A 16584-nucleotide genomic window follows, 5' to 3' on the forward strand; every position below is an offset into this window, starting at 1 on the left:
TCATGATGCCCGGCCTCGATGGCTTCGAAGTCCTCCGCGAACTCCGCCGCGAAAGCGACGTCCCCGTCATCATGCTCACCGCCCGCAGCGACGACATCGACAAAATCGTCGGCCTCGAACTCGGCGCCGACGACTACATGGCCAAACCCTTCAACCCCCGCGAACTCGTCGCCCGCGTCAAACGCATCCTCCACCGCGTCGAAGGCGGCCGCAAACCCCAGAACACCATCGCCCTCGGCAACCTCACCGTCGACAAAGCCCGCCGCGAAGCCCGCGTCGATGGCCAGCTCATCGACCTCCGCACCAAAGAATTCGACCTCCTCGTCGCCTTCGTCGAAAACCCCGGCATCGCCCTCACCCGCGACCAGCTCCTCGGCTCCGTCTGGGGCTACGACTTCGCCGGCGAAACCCGCACCGTCGATGTCCACGTCCAGCATCTCCGCTCTAAACTGGCAAATGCGACCGTGCAAATCGAGACACTCCGCGGCGTCGGCTACAAACTCGTCGAACCCGAATGACACGGCCGCCACCTCCCTCCCCAGGAGCCGGCCCACCATGACCCCGCCGGCCCCCTCCTCCCCACACCACCATGGGTAGCCTCCAGGTCCGCCTCCTCTTCACCTACCTCTTCATCATCGCCGTCACCCTCTTCCTCGCTGCCCTCTCCCTCTTCCTCCAAATCGGCGGCTACCGCGACGACATCTCCTACGGCAACCTCGAGGACCTCGGCCGCCTCATCAACGCCCAGGCCAACGCCGAACTCCAAGCCCGCCTCGAAACCGCCCCCGGCGACCCCATCCCCACCACCAACGACCTCCTCCTCACCCTCCGCAGCTTCCTCGGCCGGCCCAACCGCGTCTCTGCCGAAACAGCCCTCGCCCTCGTCGATGCCAACGGCCGCGTCATCCCCGGCCTCACCTCCACCCCGGCCGACCTCGCCCTCGATGACGCCATCGTCCGCCAGCTCGTCAGCGAGCCAGCCCCCCAGCCCGGCACCCCCGCCGCCCTCGAGCCCCGCCGCTGCCGCCTCGACATCCCCGGCCGCCAACCCCTCCTCTGCGTCTCCATGGCGCTCGAACCCGAAGTCCTCGCAGCCCTCGCCGAAACCGGCGCCACCGCCATCGTCGTCGCCCGCCCCGCCGCCAGCCTCGGCGAAATCGTCGGCGACCTCATGCCCCGGCTCCTCTTCTCCGGCCTCATCGGCGTCGCCGCCGCACTCGTCCTCGGATTCGCCTTCAGCCAAAGCGTCGCCGCCCCCCTCCGCAACATCGCCCGCGCCGCCCGCTCCGTCGCCCGCGGCAACTACCGCCAGCGCGTCCCCGCCACCGGCCCCCGCGAAGTCCGCGACCTCGCCGCCAACTTCAACCGCATGACCGAAGAAGTCCAGCGCTCCCAACAAACCCTCCGCGATTTCCTCGCCAACATCTCCCACGAACTCAAAACCCCGCTCACCTCCATCCGCGGCTTCAGCGAAGCCATCCTCGACGGCACCATCGACGACCCCACCGGCATCCAACGCTCCGCCCGAATCATCAGCGACGAATCCGCCCGCGTCCTCCGCCTCGTCCAGGAACTCCTCGACCTCTCCCGCATCGAATCCGGCCAAGTCCCCATGCAACAAGAAGAAGTCGACCTCGCCGAACTCTTCGCACACCTCGCCGACGTCTTCAGCCTCCGCGCCGAAGAACAGTCCGTTCGCCTCGAATTCACCACCACCGGCACCGCCAGAGTCCGCGGAGATTTCGAACGCCTCGAACAGGTCATGAACAACCTCCTCGACAACGCCCTCCGCTACACCCCGCCGGGCGGCACCGTCCGCATCACCTGCCGCGACCTCCAGCCCGGCACCCTCCAAATCGCCGTCAGCGACACCGGCCCCGGCATCCCCCAAGAAGACCTCCCCCACCTCTTCGAACGCTTCTACCGGAGCACCCGCACCAGCGAAGCCAACAACGGCCGCAAAGGGCACGGGCTCGGCCTCGCCATCGCCCGTGAAATCGTCCGAGCCCACGGCGGCGAAATCTGGGCCACCAGCGAGCTCGGTCGCGGCACCACCTTCGTCTTCACCCTGCCCATCCAGGGCCGAGCAACACCCCGAGCCGCCGCGCGATGACCTCCAGCGTATGCCCAGTCGACATCGCCCCGAACCTCCCCGCCCACCCAGCCATCACCACCGCCATCCGGTAGAGCCCCAGCGCCTCGTAATACGCCAAGTCCCCGAGCCGCCGACCCGTCACCGCCTCGTACGCCTCCGAAAGGAGCGTCTCCCCATGCGGCCCACCCATCCCACCGAACACCGTCTGCAACGCAGCATAGAACCCCAAATCCGAGCGCGGGTCGCCCAGCCCCGCAAGCTCCCAATCCAACACCGCCACCACCCGTTCCCCCGCGAAGAGATAATTGCCCGGGTTCGGATCGCCGTGGAGCAGCGCCATCCGCGCGTCCCCCGGCTGATTCGCTCGCAACCACTCCACCAGCGCAACCAGGAGAGGCGCCCGGCCGATGCGGAGCCGCTCCGCCCGCGCCCGCCACGGCCCCAGCTCCGCCTCCAGCGGGTCCTCCAACTCCCCCTCCCCCAGAAACCCCAGCCCCGCACCCTCCCAGTCCACCGCGTGCACCTTCGCCAACGCCCCTGCCGCGGCCATCAGCCTCGCCGAACGCCCGTACCAAAACAGCGGCAACGTCTCGCCCCGAACCCGGACCATCACGAAAAACGGCGTCCCCAACACCTCCCCCGTCGGCTCCAGCCAAGCTACCGCCGGGACCGGCACCTCCGTCGCCGCCAACGCCCGCATCACCCGGAACTGCCGGCTCACATCGTACGGCGCCAACACCCCCTCCTCCCGCTGCGGACGGAGCACCATCGGCAACGACCACTCCCGACCTTCCACCGTCACCCGCAGGTCGAACCCCACTGTCTCGTTGCTCGCCCCTGCCGGCATCGCGTGCGGGTTCGCCACCACCACCCGCTCTGCCGCCGGCAGCCGAGCCGCCAAGTACCCAGCCAGCCGCTCGCGCCAGTCCATCAGTCCAGCTCGGCCAGCGCCATCGCCAGCAGCTCGCCAGCCAACTCCAACGAATACCACGGCTCACTGCCATTCCCATACCGGCGCCAACCAAAATGAATCACCGCCAGCTGCCAAAGCCACACCGCCCGGAACCAACGCAAATCGCCCGGGTCGCCCCCCGCCGCGGCCGCATACCGCCGCGCGAACGGCATCCCCTCCGCCGGGCCGAACGGTGCCCCCTTCAGGAGCGACAACGCCAGCAGCTGCCCAACATCCATCCGCGGGTCCGAGATCCTCGCCTGCTCCCAATCGACCACCGCCACCACCTTCCCATCCCGGAACAGATAGTTGAACACGTTCACATCGCCCTGACAGAGCGCGAGCCGCCCCGACCTCGGCACCGTCCCCCGAAGGCACGCCAGCGCGTCCCGAAGCAGCGGCTCCCCCGCACAACCGAACCCCTCCATCCGCCGCTCCACCGCATCCAGCTCCGCACCCAACGCCGCCTCCACACGCTCCGGCACCCCGAGGAACCCCAACCCCGCCGCCTCCCAGTCCACCGCGTGAATCCGCGCCACCATCCGCGTGAACGCCTCGAAATCAGCGTCCGGCGCCTGCCCCATGTGCGGAGCCTCCACCCACTCCAGCACGATGAACGGCGCCCCGAGCGCATCGGAGCTCGGCTCCATCCCGATGAGCCGCGGTACCGGAACGTCCGTCCCTGCCAGCGCCGCGATCACCCTCCCCTCCCGGATCACGTCGTACGGCTCGAAGATGCCCCGCTCGCGCTGGAGCCGCAGACAGACCGCCCGCGCACCGCCAGAAAGCAACTCCACCCGACACGTCACGTTCGATGCCCCGCCCTCCACCGGCGTGATCGACACCACCCGCGCCTCCTCGAAGCCCGCCAAACGGGTCAGCCATCGCTCGAAATCACCGGGGCGCGGCACCATATCCCCGATTCTACCTGCCGGCCCCTCCCCACGGCCCTCGCCGCTCAGCGCGCATCGTATCCACCGTCCACCGGCAACACCGCCCCCGTCACGAACGAGGCATCGTCGCTCGCCAGGAACGCCACCGCCGCAGCCACCTCCTCCGGCCGACCCAGCCGGCCCATCGGGTGCAACCCCCGGAGAAACGCATCCGCACCCTCCACACCGCGAATCTCTGCCGTCATCGGCGTCACGATGTAGCCCGGCGCCACCGCATTCACCCGCACACCCCTCGGCCCGTAAATGATCGCGAACTGCCGCGTCAACCCCACCACCCCATGCTTCGCCGCCGTATAGGCGCCCGCACCCGGCAGCACCGGCGATCGCTCCGCGCCCGGCAGCGGCGGCCCCACCAGCCCATTCAGCCCCGCCACCGACGCCGTATTCACCACCGCCCCACCGCCGAGCTCGGCGAGCTTCGCACACCCATAGAAGCAGCCGTAATACACCCCCGTCAGATTCACCGCGATGGTCGCCTCCCACGAATACCCCCGCCCCCCGATGCCCGCGTTGTTGAACACCACATCCAGCCCGCCCAGCTCCCGTGCCGCCTCCTCCAGCGCCGCCGCGAACGCCCGCTCGTCGGTCACATCCAGCCCAATCGCCAGGCTTCGCCCCCCGTGTTCCGCAATCTCCGCCGCCACCCGCTCGGCCCCGCCGGCGTTCACATCCGCACAAGCGACCGCTGCTCCCTCCGCCGCGAAGCGGAGGGCCGCCGCCTCCCCGATACCCGACCCCGCCCCCGTCACGAAGGCGACGCGGCCCTCGAACCTCCCGACCCCCATCAGCCCTGCTCCGGCGGCCGCGGGTTCACCAACCCCGCGCCCAACGTGCCCGGAAATACCTCGATCAGCGATTCCAGGTCCCACCCACCCTTCTTGTAAATCGTCTTCTCCCGCGTCGGTAGACTCATCAAACTGATCTCGTCCCCACCCACGATGAAGTCCCGCCCGTTCACATTCGCCGCCTCCGGCAGGCAGAGGTACACCACCAGCGGCGCAACCAGCTCCGGCGCCATCGCCGAAATCCGCGCAATCGCCTCCTCCGCCGCAGTCGTCGGCATCGCCGGCGCTTCCCCCTGCGCCGCCAACTGTGCCCGCCGCGCCCGCGCCGCCTCCATCTCCGGGCTCAGCGTCAGCCGCGTCGCCGCCCGCGGCCGGATCGCATTCGCCGTCACCCCGTACTTCCCAAGATCGAGCGCCAGCGTCCGCGTCAACCCCACGATCCCCTCCTTGGCAGCCGCATAGTTCGCCTGCCCAAGATTCCCCAGGCCCGATTCCGAACTCGTATTCACGATCCGCCCGCTCCGCTGCTGCCGGAACACCATCGCCGCATGCTTCGTGATCGTGAAGTGCCCCTTCAAGTGGACAGCGATCACCGCGTCCCACTCCGCCTCGGTCATATTGAAAATGATCCGGTCTCGCAGAATCCCGGCATTGTTCACCAGAATGTCGAGCCGGCCCCACGTGTCCAGCGCCTGCTTCACGATCGCCTCGCCGTCCGCCATCGACGTCACGTCGCCGAAGTTCGGTACCGCCTCGCCGCCCATCTTCCGAATCTCAGCAACCACCTCCTCCGCCGGCGTCGTGTCCCTTCCCTCCCCCGCAGCGCTCCCGCCCACATCGTTCACGATGACACGGCACCCCTCGCGGGCCAGCGCCAGCGCCTCGGCCCGGCCAATGCCGCGCCCGGCGCCCGTCACGATTGCGACCTTCCCTTCCAGTCTCCCAGGCATCTTCCCTCGATACCTCGTGCAAGAATCGTGCTTCGCCGCCGGCGTGCCCGGCGGCCGGCCGAGACTCTACCACCTCCAGCGCCGCCTGTCCTTCGCCCCAGCACCAATCCCCGATCGCCCGCTACGATCACCACATGCGCCGGCTCCTCGCCCTCGTGCCCCATCCCGACGATGAGGCCTACAGCATCGGCGGCACCCTCGCCCTCGCCGCCGCAGCCGGTTGGGACGTCACCGTCATCGCCATCTCCGCCGGCGACCGCGGCCAATGCCACACCGGCCAAGCCACCACACCCGAAGAGCTCGCCGACATCCGCCTCGCCGAGCTCGCCGCCGCCTGCCGCGCCCTTGGCGTCACCGTCGGCGCCTCACCCCGCCTACCCGACGGCGCCCTCGCCGGCCACCCTGCCCTCCGCCCAGCCATCCAAGCCTGCCTCCAGGCCGTCGCGCCCGATATCGTCGCAACCCTCGGCCCCGACGGCGCCTACGGCCACCCCGACCACCTCGCCCTCCACCACGCCGTCGTCGAAGCCATCGCAACCCGGCAGGCGCCGCCCGCCCTGCTCTTCGCCGCCTTCCCCCGCGGCCTCTTCGCACCCCAATACGAACGCTGTCGTCCCCTCCTCGGCGACCCACCCGCACTCCACCCCGCCGACCTCGGCACCGAAACCCCCGACGTTCGCATCCCCATCGCGCCCGTCGCCCGACAGAAGCTCGCCGCCATCGCCGCCCACCGTTCCCAGCTCCCGGGCGGCGACCCCCAAGCCATCTTCCCCCCGGGAATCGTCCCCGCCCTGCTCCGCGAAGAATGGTTCATCCTCCGCCACCCGGCCGACATGGCACAGGTCGCCCGCCTCCTGCTCGACCTCGATGCCACCCCGGCGGGAACTCCCGCCAGCCAACGCACGTCTCCCATAGCGTGAACCTCCAGACCGCCACCCTCCCGCCCGCCGATACATCCCCCTACTGGCTCGCCGGCCTCATATTCGCCGCCGCCCTCCTCGTCATCCTCACCCTTCTTCTCGGCACCCACCGCAACGAAGGCCCCCACCACTGAGCCCCCCAGCTCCCCCGCGCCCCCTAAACTGGCTCCATGGTCCTCGGCGTCGTCCGACTCAGCCTCCGCCTTCCCTCCCGCTCCCTCAAAGAAAAACGCGCCATCGTCCGCCCCATCGTCGAACGCCTCCGCAACCGCTTCAACGCCGCAATCGCCGAAATCGAAAGCCTCGAGAATCCCGCCGGAGCGGTTATCGCAGCAGCCGTTATCTCCAACGACCATCGCCACGCCAACGAACAGCTCAGCGCCATCGCCGATACCGTCGCCGCCTGGCGCCTCGATGCCGAACTCCTCGGCGTCGAAACCGAACTCCTCGACCTCTGACCCCCGCACTCAGCGCCGCGGCCCCATCCGCCCCAGCCCAAAATCGCGCATCCCCGCCGCCGTCGCGCGGACCAAATCCCACCGCCTCCGCCTCGCCCATATCGCCATCCGAGCGCCTCGCGTCGCCACGTAGTACATCAAAAATAGCCCGAACTGCGCCCAATGGCGGTGCTTCCGAATCAGGTAGGGCCGATTCCGCGCCAGGTAGTAACAGCCAAAAGCACTCGCCTGCCCGCCCAGCGTCGCCCCCTTGCGGTGGTACACCACCGACCGCGGCTCGAAAAAAATGCGATAACCCGCCACCCGCGCGCGCCGGCAGAAATCCGTATCGTCGTAGTACACGAAAAACGCATCGTCGAGCAGCCCCACCTCGCGAAACGCCCCCAGCGGCACCAGCAGACAGGAAAGATTCGCCGTCTCGATAGCGTGCGGATAGGCATCCCCGGGCCCCTCCCGCCGACCGAGCACCCGGCGCCGCCACGTCCCCCTCCACCAGTCGAACTCCCCCACCGCATCGTCGAGAATGCCCGGCTGCCCCGCCAGGTACGTCTTCGGCGCCACCAACGTCCGCCGATCCGCCAACGCCACCAGCGGCTCCAAAAACCCCGGCGTCACCACCGTGTCATCGTTCAAAAAGAGCACGTAGTCGATGTCATCCCGCTCCAGCAGGGCCCGCAGCGCCCGATTGCACGCCCCCGTGAACCCCAAGTTTTCCCCGTTCTCCAGCACCGTCGCATCCCGAAAAGCCCCGCGCACCAGCGCCGCCGAGCCGTCGCACGAGCCATTGTCCGCCACCCAGAGCTCCCATTCCGGGTAGGTCACCCCCTTGAGCGCCACCAGATAGGCCGGCAAATGCGCCGCCGCATTCGTCGTCACCGTCAGGATCGCCACCCGTGGCGCGCTCACCCCTTCGGAGGCTCCCACGTCTCCGTTTCACGCCGCCGCCCGCCCGGAATCGCCCGCGCCGGAGCCCCGACCGCCGTGTGGAACGGCGGAATATCGCTCACCACCACCGCGTTCGCACCCACCTTCACCCCCTCGCCCACCTTCACCCGCCCGATGATCTTCGCCCCCGTCCCGATATTCACATCGTCGCCAATCTCCGGGCCCCAAAGTTCGAACGGCCGCCGCGAACTGTTGCCAATCCCCAGCGTCACGAACGGATTGATCTCCACCCGCCGCCCAATCGTCGTCCACCCGTCCAGCACCACGTGCCCGTGCGCGATCAACAGCCCACCGCCCGCCCGCACATGGTTCCCGATCGTCACGTCGAACAGCAACGAATTCAGCCGCGAAACCACCGTCGCCAGCCGCGGGAACCCCCCCTCGTACAAAAACACCTGCAACCGGTAGAGCACCACCGCAGGAAACATGTGGATCGCGAAAAGCAGATAAAAAAACGTGAACCACGTCGGTCGGTCCCGCCGAATCAAGCCGAACGTCCGCGGCCAAGCCGCGTACAGCTCGATGTCCTCTCGCAGCAAGGCCCGCAACTCCCGCCACGCCGCCGCCAGACGCTCAATCCGGCCGCGCATGTTCACCAGCCCCCCGTTCGGTATCCTGCCGCAACTTCTCGTGGAACGCCGGGTTCCGCTCCAGCGCTGCCGCGAAGGCCGCCGCCCACTCCGGATCCTCCTCCAGCCGCTTCCGCACCCCCTCCTCGTCCGCGGCCATCCCCTCCTCGATCGCCTGCCGAATCTCCGGCGACGTCTCCGCCAGCCGCTCGAGGTGCAGGCCAACGATCTTCCCCGGCGGCCCGATCGCCACCATCCGGCCACGCTCCATCAGCGCCGCCCGGTCCGAAAAACGCTCCACCGCAGCCAAGTCGTGCGACACCATCACGATCGTCACTCCCCGCCGCTGCAACCCCGCGATGTGCTCGTAACACTTCTCCTGAAAGCGCGCATCGCCCACCGCCAGCACCTCGTCCACCAGCAAAATCTCCGGATCCATGAACGCCGCGATCGCAAAGCCGAGCCGCACGTACATCCCCGTCGAATACGTCCGCATCGGCTGGTCGATGAACTCGCGCAGCCCGGCGAACTCCACAATTCGCGGCAAGAGCGCTTCCATCTCCCGCCTCGTTCGCCCCATCAGCAGGCCGTTCATGATCACGTTGTCACGCCCACTCACCTGCGGGTGAAAGCCGCTGCCCAGCTCCAGCAACGTGCTCACCCGCCCCCGCGCCTCCACCGAGCCCCGCGTCGGCCGGGAAAGCCCCGCCAGCAGCCGAAGCAGCGTGCTCTTCCCGCTCCCATTCGCTCCCACGATGGAGAAAAACTCCCCCCGCCGCACCTCGAACGACACATCCCGAACCGCCCACAGCTCTCGGCGTCCGCGCCGTCGCCACGCCCCGAATGCCTGCCCCGGGTGGAGCAGCGTCGTCTTCAGCGCCTGCCCCGGCACCACCAGCGGATAGCGGCGCGACACCCCGCGAACCGAAAGCACCACCTCGGCCTCAGATAGCATCCGCAAAGCCATCCTCCAACCGCCGAAAGACCGCCCACCCGACCGCCAGCGCCAGCACCGTCAGCCCCGCCGAAGCCCCGAGATGGCTCACCGCAGGCAGCTCCCCCTCCAGCAACACCGAGCGCCACCCCTCCATGATCGGAGCCAGCGGATTCACATACGTCAGCCACCGGTACCCCGCTGGAATCCGGTCCGCCGCGTAGATGATCGGCGTCGCGTAGAAAAGCAGCGTCAACAGCACGTCCGTAATGTGCTCCAAATCCCGAAAATAGACGGTCACGCTCGCCACGAAGAGCCCCAACCCAGCCATCAGCCCCAGCTGCAGCCCGAACACCAACGGCAACGCCAGCCACGCCACGCCGGGCTCATTGCCCGCCGCCATCACGAACCCAATCAACACCGGCAGCGAAAACAGAAACTGCAGCGTCGCCCCCAACACCACGCTCAACGGCAAGGCAGCCCGCGGAAACCGCACCTTCTTCAACAGCCCCCCATTGCCGACGAAGCTCCCCGCCGCCCCCTGCACCCCGCCCTGGAACCAGAACCACGGGAACAACCCCGCCAACAAAAACTCCGCCGTGATCCCCGTCCCCAACACCCGCCCCAGCGCGAACGCCAGCACCGCCCCCAGCGCCAGCGGCCGCGCCAGCGACCACGCCCACCCCAAAACGCTCCCCTGATAGCGCAGCCGCAGATCCCGCGTCGTCAGCGCCGTCACCAGTTCGAACGCATTCCGCAGGCTCCGGCGGCCCCCAGGTCGCGCCAACGCCATGGTCGTCATGCCGCCCAGTATCGCCCGCTTGCCCCTGCCGGAGAAGTCGCCCGCCAATCGCAGCTATACTCGAACCATGATGCGACGAATCGCAGGCCTCGCCATCGCCGCCCTCGGCCTCCTCGCCGCCTGCAACACCAACGACACCCCAGAAGGCGGCGTCGTCGTCGCTCGCGTCGATGGCGTCGTCGGGCCAATCATGGAGCGGTACATCGACCGCATCCTCACCGACGCCGAAGATCGCCGCGCCCGTCTCGTCGTCCTCCAACTCGATACGCCCGGCGGCCTCGACTCCTCCATGCGCAAAATCGTCCAGCGCCTCGGCCGCGCCGATGTCCCCGTCGCCGTCTACGTCGCACCCATCGGCGCTCGCGCCGCCAGCGCCGGCACCTTCATCACTATGGCCGGCCACATCGCCGCCATGGCCCCCAACACCGCCATCGGCGCAGCCGCTGCCATCAACGCCGACGGCTCCGACATCGAAGGCACCCTCGGAAAGAAAATCGAAAACGATGCCGTCGCCTACATCCGCGGCATCGCCGAGCTCCGCGGCCGAAACGCCGACTGGGCCGAACAGGCCGTCCGCGAAGCCGTCGCCGTCAATGAAAACGAAGCCGCCCGCCTCGACGTCATCGATTTCGTCGCAACCGACCTCGACGACCTCCTCCGCCAGGCCGAAGGACGCACCGTCCTCCTCAGGCCCGGCGTCACCGCCACCCTCACCGGCCTCGCCGACGCCCCCCGGGTGCGCCTCGAAATGACCATCTGGGAGCGCCTCCTCGCCTTCCTCGCCGACCCCACCGTCGCCTCACTGCTCCTCTCCCTCGGCTTCCTCGCCCTCCTCATCGAGCTCTACGCGCCCGGCCTCGGTGTCCCCGGCGTCGCCGGCGCCATCGCCATCATCCTCGGGTTCCTCGGCTTCGGCCTCCTCCCCGTCGATACCGCCGGGCTCGTCCTCATCGCCCTCGGCCTCGGCCTCGTCGCCGCCGAACTCTTCGTCACCAGCGGCATCCTCGGCGCCGCCGGCGGCGTCGCCATCGTGCTCGGCGCCATCATCGCCTTCCGCGATACCCCCGCCGACTTCCGCCCGCCCGCGTGGGCCTTCGCCACCGCCGGCAGCATCATCGCCGCCGTCATCATCCTCCTCCTCGCCCTCGTCTTCTTCGCCGACCGCGCCGGCCGAAAGGCCCGCTCCGACCCCTTCGCCTTCTGAGCCCCCGCCGGGCTCACTGGTGCCGCGTCGACATCCCCCCATCCACCGGCAAGACGACCCCCGTCACGTATGCCCCGGCCTTCGAACTCAAAAAGATCGCCGTCCCCGCCATATCCTCGGGCACCCCAATCCGCCCCAGCGGAACGCTCGCCCGAATGCTCTCCCCGAACCGCCGCAGCGTCTCCGCCATCATCTTGCTCTCGAACGGCCCGGGCGCGATCGCATTCACCGTGATCCGGCTCGGTGCAAGCTTCTGCGCCAGGTGCCGCGTCAGGTGGTGAACCGCCGCCTTGCTCGACGAATACGCATACGTATCGAACCCCGGCGCCTGCAACCCATCGATCGACCCGATATTGATCACCCGCGCAGGGTCCTCCTCCGTCGCCGCCCGCTCCAGCAGCGGCACCAGAAACCGCGTCAGGTGAAACACCCCCTTCACGTTCAAGTTCATCACCTTGTCCCACGCCTCGTCCGGAAACTCCGCCAGCGGCGCATTCCAGTTCGCCCCCGCGTTGTTCACCAGAATGTGCAGCCGCTCCTCCCGCTTCGCGAACTCCTCCGCGAGAAAACGGCAGCCCGCCTCCGTCCCCAAATCCGCCGGAATCGCGATGCAGGTCCCCACCCGCGAAAGCTCCGTCGCCACCTCCTCGCACACATCCGCCTTGCGCGACGAGATGTACGTCTTCGCACCAGCCTCCACCAAGCCGCGCGCGATCATCAAACCGATACCGCGCGAACCACCCGTCACCAGCGCCACCTTCCCCGAAATATCGAAAAGTCCCGTCATCGTTCACAGCCTCCGTAGCATCGATCCTTGGCGAGGGGCGCTGCCCATTCTCCCGGCTCCCGCGCTTACGTTCGCCCAGCCGCCAAAGCCGTCTCCGGCCGGTTCCGCCACGCCCCCAGAGCTGCCGGCCCGAAGACCAGCATCCCGCTCGCGGTCACCACCGCGCCGAGCGCAAACGCGGCCCCCACACCACGAACATCCACCGCCCAGCCGATGAATGGCACCAGTACCGCCATCGAAACACTCAACACCATGCTCCCGATCGAAAGCACCGTCGCCCGTCGTTCCGAACTCACCTGTCGGTTCACCGCACCGGTCACCAGGGGCCACGCACACGAATTCACCGCCATCAGCAGCGGCAGCCCGCCGTAAAGCCAGAGCGTCGGCGAGAGCGCCAGCCCCGCCAGCATCGCCAATCCCCCGACGCTCAGCCCAACTAGCCCGCGCATCGCCCCGAATCGCCGCTCCAGCGGCGCCGCCACCAGCGCCCCGCCCATCCCCGCAGCGAACAACGGAACCTGCAGCAGCGAAAAGAGCGGCCCCACTTCGATACCGTTCTCCACCAAATACGGCTGCACCAGGTAGTGGACCGTCTCGATCCCCGCCACCGTCACCCCGAAAAACAGCAACAAATAGCGTACCGCCGAGCGCGACCAGGCCTCCCGAAACGCCTCCCCCATCGACGCCGCGTAGCCCCGCAGCCCATCCCGCCGTTCCGCCATCCGCGGCGGCTCCACCAGCAGAAACGCCGTCACGCTCGCCACCACGCAGGTCGTAGCACCGAAGAGGATCGTCGCCCGGATGTCCAACACCGCCGCCACCGGTCCCCCGAACAGCGTCGCCAGTCCCACCCCTGCCCACGCAATTGCCTGCCCTCGGCCCGCCAGCCGCTCGTACTCCGCCTCCCGCCCTGCCGCCTTCAACGTATCGAACAACAGCGCCAGATCCGCACCCGACATCAACGTCGTCGCCACCGCCCACCACGCGAACGAAGCGAACAGCACCACCGGCGACGTCGTGAACGCAAAAATCGTCACCGACGAAGCCAGGCTCGCCGCACCCAGCGCCAGCGACACCCGTCGTCCATACCGGTCCGCCACCGCCCCCGTCGGAACCTCGAGCACCAACACCCCGATCAAGAACAGCGCCTCTGCCGCCGTCACCTGGCTGAACGAAAACCCACGCTCCAGCGTCAGATACACAATCCAGACAGGAATCCAGAGCTGGAACTCCCGCAAAAACCAGAACAACGACAGCAGCCGAACGTTCCGCCGCGCAACCTCGCCGGACATCCAACCAGCCTACCAGGAGCCGGCACCGCGGACGCGGCGCCTCCGCTCACGGCGCCCGATTCGTGCTCCCCTGCCCCAACAGCGCCGCCGGGTCGATGATGATCCCTTGCCCAGCAGGAATCAGCGCAATCTGAATGTTATCGCCCAACTGCTGCAGCGCCTGGAACTGGATCACCTCCGGCGTCAGCGATGCCGCCAGCAGCCGGTTTGCCTCCGCCTGCCCCTCCGCCCGCACACGAATCGACTCCGCCTCACCCCGCGCCAACTCGATCTGCTGCTGCGCCTCGAACTGTCGCTGCCGAACACGCTCCTGCTCCCGCAGCGCATCCTGCGTCGCGATCTGCTTCTGCTCGATCGCCGCCTTGAACTCCGCGCTGAACTCGATATTGTCGATCAGCAAGTCGTTGATCTCGATCGAAAACGGAGCCAGCTCGCTCGACAGCCGCTCCCGAACGGCCCGCCGAATGTTCTCCCGGTTCGGCCCCACCGCGACCGTCTCGTACTTCACCGTCTCCTCCTTGAAGAAGTTCAGGACGCGCGGCTCGATCAGCCGGTCGAACCAGTTCGGCCCCACCGTCCGATACAGCGTCTGCACCGCAGCCGGTGAAACCGAATAGTTCAACGTCGCGATGAAAAACACATCCTGCGTCTCCTGCGAAAAAGCCGTCACATTCTCGAAGCGATGGCGTTGCACCTGCACGCTTTCGACCCGCAAATCCTGCCACGGCCAGATGAACTGCAGCCCTTCGCCCTTCTGCCCCACGATCTCGCCGAACTGGTAGACCACCCCCACATGCCCCGCCTCGATCGGCTTGACCGATCGGAGCGCCGTGTGCACCCCGACCCACGCCACGAACACCGCAACCGCCGCCCCGATCACGATCCCGCCCCGCATCCGCTCCGGCGTCCCCGGCTCGGCAGCAGCCCGGGCGGCCCGCCCAATGAGCAGCGCCCCCCCGCAGAGAATCACCGCGAGGAACACACTCACGACCCACACCATGCGAACCACCTCCAGTGAGAGGACTTCCCTGTCACTCTACCCGGTTCCGCACCGCTCGGCCGTCGGCCCCTCCGTTCGCCCCGGGAGCTCGTGCCGCGGCAACACCACGATCCGCTCCGGCGATCCCGCCCGAACCACCTCCACCGGGTGCTCGTAGATGCGGCTCAACACTCCCGACGTCAGCACCTCCTCCGGCGCACCCTCCGCCGCCACCATCCCCCGGTGCATCGCCACCACCCGCGTCGCATAAGCCGCCGCCAGGTTCAGATCGTGAAGCACCGCCACCACCGCCTTGCCGGCCTCCGCCAGCCCTCGCACCACCCCGAGCACCTGATGCTGGTGTCGGATATCCAGCGCCGCCGTCGGTTCGTCGAGCAGCATCACCGGCGTATCCTGCGCCAGCACCCGGGCCAAACACGTACGCGATTGCTCACCCCCAGAGAGCCCCGGGTACGCCCGCTCGGCCAGCGCCGCCACATCCGCCGCACGCATCGCCCCTTCCACCACCCGATCCTCCCCGGCGGGATCCCGCCTCGACGAGCGGTACGGGCTCCTCCCCATCTCCACCACCTGCCTCACCGTAAACGCGAACTCGATCCGCGACTGCTGCGGCAACACCGAACGCAAACGGGCCAACGTCCCGGCGTCGTAGCTCCTCAGCGGCCGCCCATCCAGCAATACCTCCCCCTCCGTCGGGCGGAGGTCGCCAGCCAGCAGCCGGATCAGCGTCGACTTCCCAGCCCCGTTCGCCCCCACGATCGCGACCAACTCCCCCGGACCGACACCCAAGTTGACCCCCGCCACCAGAGAGAACCGGCCCACCCGGAAGCCAACACCGCGCCCCTCCAGCCTCACCCCCAACCCCCCTGCGCCCGCCGTGTGCGGTGAATCAGCCACAGAAAATACGGCCCGCCCACCAACGCGGTCACCACCCCGAGCGGCATCTCCGCCGGCGCAACGATCGTCCGCGCAGCCAGATCGGCCAAGGCGATCGCCGCCGCCCCCAGCAGCGCCGATGCCGGCAGCAGGCGCCGATGGTCGGGGCCCAACATCAGCCGCAGCATGTGCGGCACCACCAGCCCCACGAACGAAACGATCCCAGCGAAACTCACCCCCGCCGCAGTCGCCAACGCCGCCAAAGCGATCACCTCCAACCGCATCCGCTCCGTATCCACCCCGAGGTGGTAGGCCTCCCGCTCACCGAGCGCCAGCAGGTTCAGCCGATGGCCATAGCGCAGCAACGGAACGATCGCCACAACGGCCAACAGCATCGCCGGACGCACGCCCGACCACGTCGCCCCGCCAACACTCCCGAGCTGCCAGAACACCACATTCCGAAGCTGCGCATCCGTCGCGAAGAACAGCGCGAAGCCAATGAGGCCCCCCGCCACCGCGTTCAACGCCACCCCCGTCAACACCAGCGTCACCACCTCCGTACGCCCGTCCCGCCGAGAGAGCACGTACACCATCAGCGTCAGCGCCAGGCCCCCCGCGAACGCCGCCGCCGGCGTGCTCCATACCCCCAGCGGGGCAACCCCCACGATGATGATCCCCACCGCACCCAGCGCCGCCCCGCTCGAAACCCCGATGATCCCCGGATCCGCCAACGGATTCCGAAAAATCCCCTGCAACGCGCACCCCGCCGTCGCCAACCCCGCACCCACCACCAGCGCCAACAGCGTCCGCGGAACCCGGATGTTCCACACCACCGCATCCTGCTGCCGCGTGAAGTCGAGCCCCGTCGAAATCCCCGCATGGTCCAGCAGAATCCCCAGCACCGCCCCCGGCGGTACCCGCACCGCGCCGATCACCAAGTTGAGCAGCACCGCCCCCGCCAGAAACAACCCCAGCGTCGGTAGAGCCGCGAGCCCCCACCGAAGCCGCACACCGCCAACCCTCCGTACCAACGTGCCCACCGCGATCGTCACACCACGACTC

General features: G+C 68.5%; 19 protein-coding genes. 6 read left to right on the forward strand and 13 right to left on the reverse strand.

Features of this window, described 5'->3' with window-relative positions:
• Positions 1–518, forward strand: a 518-nt coding sequence (locus VAE53_RS10515) for a response regulator transcription factor (protein WP_322819332.1), incomplete at its 5' end; no start/stop codon positions are given.
• Positions 519–589: 71 nt separating this feature from the next.
• A complete protein-coding gene (locus VAE53_RS10520) occupies positions 590–2113 on the forward strand; it encodes a HAMP domain-containing sensor histidine kinase (protein WP_322819333.1) in 1524 nt (507 codons plus the stop codon).
• On the opposite strand, the gene VAE53_RS10525 is transcribed toward VAE53_RS10520, so the two are convergent.
• From VAE53_RS10525 to VAE53_RS10540, 4 genes are read right to left on the reverse strand one after another with little or no spacing between them, the layout of a single operon-like run.
• A complete protein-coding gene (locus VAE53_RS10525) occupies positions 2064–3026 on the reverse strand; it encodes a phosphotransferase family protein (RefSeq protein ID WP_322819334.1) in 963 nt (320 codons plus the stop codon). The genes VAE53_RS10520 and VAE53_RS10525 overlap by 50 nt on opposite strands.
• The gene (locus tag VAE53_RS10530) at positions 3026–3961 is read right to left on the reverse strand and encodes a phosphotransferase family protein (protein ID WP_322819335.1); all 936 of its coding nucleotides are present in this window, start codon (positions 3959–3961) and stop codon (positions 3026–3028) included. The genes VAE53_RS10525 and VAE53_RS10530 overlap by 1 nt, the downstream gene beginning before the upstream one ends.
• A gap of 44 nt (positions 3962–4005) precedes the next feature.
• Positions 4006–4785, reverse strand: a complete 780-nt coding sequence (locus VAE53_RS10535; RefSeq protein ID WP_322819336.1) for an SDR family NAD(P)-dependent oxidoreductase — start codon at positions 4783–4785, stop codon at positions 4006–4008.
• Entirely contained in the window at positions 4785–5735 is a 951-nt protein-coding gene (locus tag VAE53_RS10540; protein WP_322819337.1) for an SDR family NAD(P)-dependent oxidoreductase, read from the reverse strand. Before VAE53_RS10540 ends, VAE53_RS10535 begins: the two co-directional genes overlap by 1 nt.
• A gap of 134 nt (positions 5736–5869) precedes the next feature.
• On the opposite strand from VAE53_RS10540, the gene VAE53_RS10545 reads away from it, so the two are divergent.
• From VAE53_RS10545 to VAE53_RS10555, 3 genes are read left to right on the forward strand one after another with little or no spacing between them, the layout of a single operon-like run.
• Entirely contained in the window at positions 5870–6655 is a 786-nt protein-coding gene (locus VAE53_RS10545; protein WP_322819338.1) for a PIG-L deacetylase family protein, read from the forward strand.
• A complete protein-coding gene (locus VAE53_RS10550; protein ID WP_322819339.1) occupies positions 6652–6789 on the forward strand; it encodes a hypothetical protein in 138 nt (45 codons plus the stop codon). Before VAE53_RS10545 ends, VAE53_RS10550 begins: the two co-directional genes overlap by 4 nt.
• Before the next feature lie 36 nt (positions 6790–6825).
• Positions 6826–7113 (forward strand): DUF503 domain-containing protein, encoded by a 288-nt coding sequence (locus tag VAE53_RS10555; protein WP_322819340.1) that lies wholly within the window; start codon positions 6826–6828, stop codon positions 7111–7113.
• Positions 7114–7122: 9 nt separating this feature from the next.
• Here VAE53_RS10555 and VAE53_RS10560 read toward each other — a convergent pair whose 3' ends face one another.
• Genes VAE53_RS10560 through VAE53_RS10575 form a run of 4 tightly spaced genes read right to left on the reverse strand, consistent with a single transcriptional unit; the run spans position 7123 to position 10363 of the window.
• Positions 7123–8019 (reverse strand): glycosyltransferase family 2 protein, encoded by an 897-nt coding sequence (locus VAE53_RS10560; protein WP_322819341.1) that lies wholly within the window; start codon positions 8017–8019, stop codon positions 7123–7125.
• Positions 8016–8648 carry a hypothetical protein gene (locus VAE53_RS10565; RefSeq protein WP_322819342.1) on the reverse strand — a complete coding sequence of 211 codons (633 nt, stop codon included), beginning with the start codon at positions 8646–8648 and terminating at the stop codon, positions 8016–8018. Before VAE53_RS10565 ends, VAE53_RS10560 begins: the two co-directional genes overlap by 4 nt.
• The gene (locus tag VAE53_RS10570) at positions 8632–9582 is read right to left on the reverse strand and encodes an ABC transporter ATP-binding protein (protein WP_322819343.1); all 951 of its coding nucleotides are present in this window, start codon (positions 9580–9582) and stop codon (positions 8632–8634) included. Before VAE53_RS10570 ends, VAE53_RS10565 begins: the two co-directional genes overlap by 17 nt.
• Positions 9572–10363, reverse strand: coding sequence for an ABC transporter permease (locus VAE53_RS10575; RefSeq protein WP_322819344.1), 792 nt, complete (start codon positions 10361–10363; stop codon positions 9572–9574). The genes VAE53_RS10570 and VAE53_RS10575 overlap by 11 nt, the downstream gene beginning before the upstream one ends.
• 67 nt (positions 10364–10430) lie before the next feature.
• Here VAE53_RS10575 and VAE53_RS10580 point away from each other — a divergent pair, with 67 nt between their 5' ends.
• On the forward strand, positions 10431–11567 hold the full coding sequence (locus tag VAE53_RS10580) for a hypothetical protein (protein ID WP_322819345.1): 1137 nt from the start codon (positions 10431–10433) through the stop codon (positions 11565–11567).
• A gap of 13 nt (positions 11568–11580) precedes the next feature.
• Here VAE53_RS10580 and VAE53_RS10585 read toward each other — a convergent pair whose 3' ends face one another.
• The 5 genes from VAE53_RS10585 to VAE53_RS10605 all read right to left on the reverse strand — a co-directional run bounded on the left by VAE53_RS10585 (position 11581) and on the right by VAE53_RS10605 (position 16574).
• Positions 11581–12354, reverse strand: a complete 774-nt coding sequence (locus tag VAE53_RS10585) for an SDR family NAD(P)-dependent oxidoreductase (protein ID WP_322819346.1) — start codon at positions 12352–12354, stop codon at positions 11581–11583.
• A 65-nt stretch (positions 12355–12419) separates the two neighbouring features.
• Positions 12420–13646: an MFS transporter gene (locus VAE53_RS10590; RefSeq protein WP_322819347.1), complete on the reverse strand. Its 1227-nt coding sequence runs from the start codon at positions 13644–13646 to the stop codon at positions 12420–12422.
• A 46-nt stretch (positions 13647–13692) separates the two neighbouring features.
• Entirely contained in the window at positions 13693–14646 is a 954-nt protein-coding gene (locus tag VAE53_RS10595; RefSeq protein WP_322819348.1) for a prohibitin family protein, read from the reverse strand.
• Between the two features lie 36 nt (positions 14647–14682).
• Positions 14683–15543 (reverse strand): heme ABC transporter ATP-binding protein, encoded by an 861-nt coding sequence (locus tag VAE53_RS10600; protein WP_322819349.1) that lies wholly within the window; start codon positions 15541–15543, stop codon positions 14683–14685.
• The gene (locus VAE53_RS10605; RefSeq protein ID WP_322819350.1) at positions 15498–16574 is read right to left on the reverse strand and encodes an iron ABC transporter permease; all 1077 of its coding nucleotides are present in this window, start codon (positions 16572–16574) and stop codon (positions 15498–15500) included. Before VAE53_RS10605 ends, VAE53_RS10600 begins: the two co-directional genes overlap by 46 nt.
• Between the last annotated feature and the right edge of the window lie 10 nt (positions 16575–16584).

The organism is Tepidiforma sp. (assembly GCF_034432735.1).
In the GTDB taxonomy this organism is placed as follows: domain Bacteria; phylum Chloroflexota; class Dehalococcoidia; order Tepidiformales; family Tepidiformaceae; genus Tepidiforma.

Bases quoted from the DNA above. Each gene is read 5' to 3' on its own strand.
- VAE53_RS10520 (WP_322819333.1), top strand. From the start codon at position 590: ATGGGTAGCCTCCAGGTCCGCCTCCTCTTCACCTACCTCTTCATCATC.
- VAE53_RS10525 (WP_322819334.1), bottom strand. From the start codon at position 3,026: ATGGACTGGCGCGAGCGGCTGGCTGGGTACTTGGCGGCTCGGCTGCCG.
- VAE53_RS10530 (WP_322819335.1), bottom strand. From the start codon at position 3,961: ATGGTGCCGCGCCCCGGTGATTTCGAGCGATGGCTGACCCGTTTGGCG.
- VAE53_RS10535 (WP_322819336.1), bottom strand. From the start codon at position 4,785: ATGGGGGTCGGGAGGTTCGAGGGCCGCGTCGCCTTCGTGACGGGGGCG.
- VAE53_RS10540 (WP_322819337.1), bottom strand. From the start codon at position 5,735: ATGCCTGGGAGACTGGAAGGGAAGGTCGCAATCGTGACGGGCGCCGGG.
- VAE53_RS10545 (WP_322819338.1), top strand. From the start codon at position 5,870: ATGCGCCGGCTCCTCGCCCTCGTGCCCCATCCCGACGATGAGGCCTAC.
- VAE53_RS10555 (WP_322819340.1), top strand. From the start codon at position 6,826: ATGGTCCTCGGCGTCGTCCGACTCAGCCTCCGCCTTCCCTCCCGCTCC.
- VAE53_RS10565 (WP_322819342.1), bottom strand. From the start codon at position 8,648: ATGCGCGGCCGGATTGAGCGTCTGGCGGCGGCGTGGCGGGAGTTGCGG.
- VAE53_RS10570 (WP_322819343.1), bottom strand. From the start codon at position 9,582: ATGCTATCTGAGGCCGAGGTGGTGCTTTCGGTTCGCGGGGTGTCGCGC.
- VAE53_RS10575 (WP_322819344.1), bottom strand. From the start codon at position 10,363: ATGACGACCATGGCGTTGGCGCGACCTGGGGGCCGCCGGAGCCTGCGG.
- VAE53_RS10580 (WP_322819345.1), top strand. From the start codon at position 10,431: ATGATGCGACGAATCGCAGGCCTCGCCATCGCCGCCCTCGGCCTCCTC.
- VAE53_RS10585 (WP_322819346.1), bottom strand. From the start codon at position 12,354: ATGACGGGACTTTTCGATATTTCGGGGAAGGTGGCGCTGGTGACGGGT.
- VAE53_RS10590 (WP_322819347.1), bottom strand. From the start codon at position 13,646: ATGTCCGGCGAGGTTGCGCGGCGGAACGTTCGGCTGCTGTCGTTGTTC.
- VAE53_RS10595 (WP_322819348.1), bottom strand. From the start codon at position 14,646: ATGGTGTGGGTCGTGAGTGTGTTCCTCGCGGTGATTCTCTGCGGGGGG.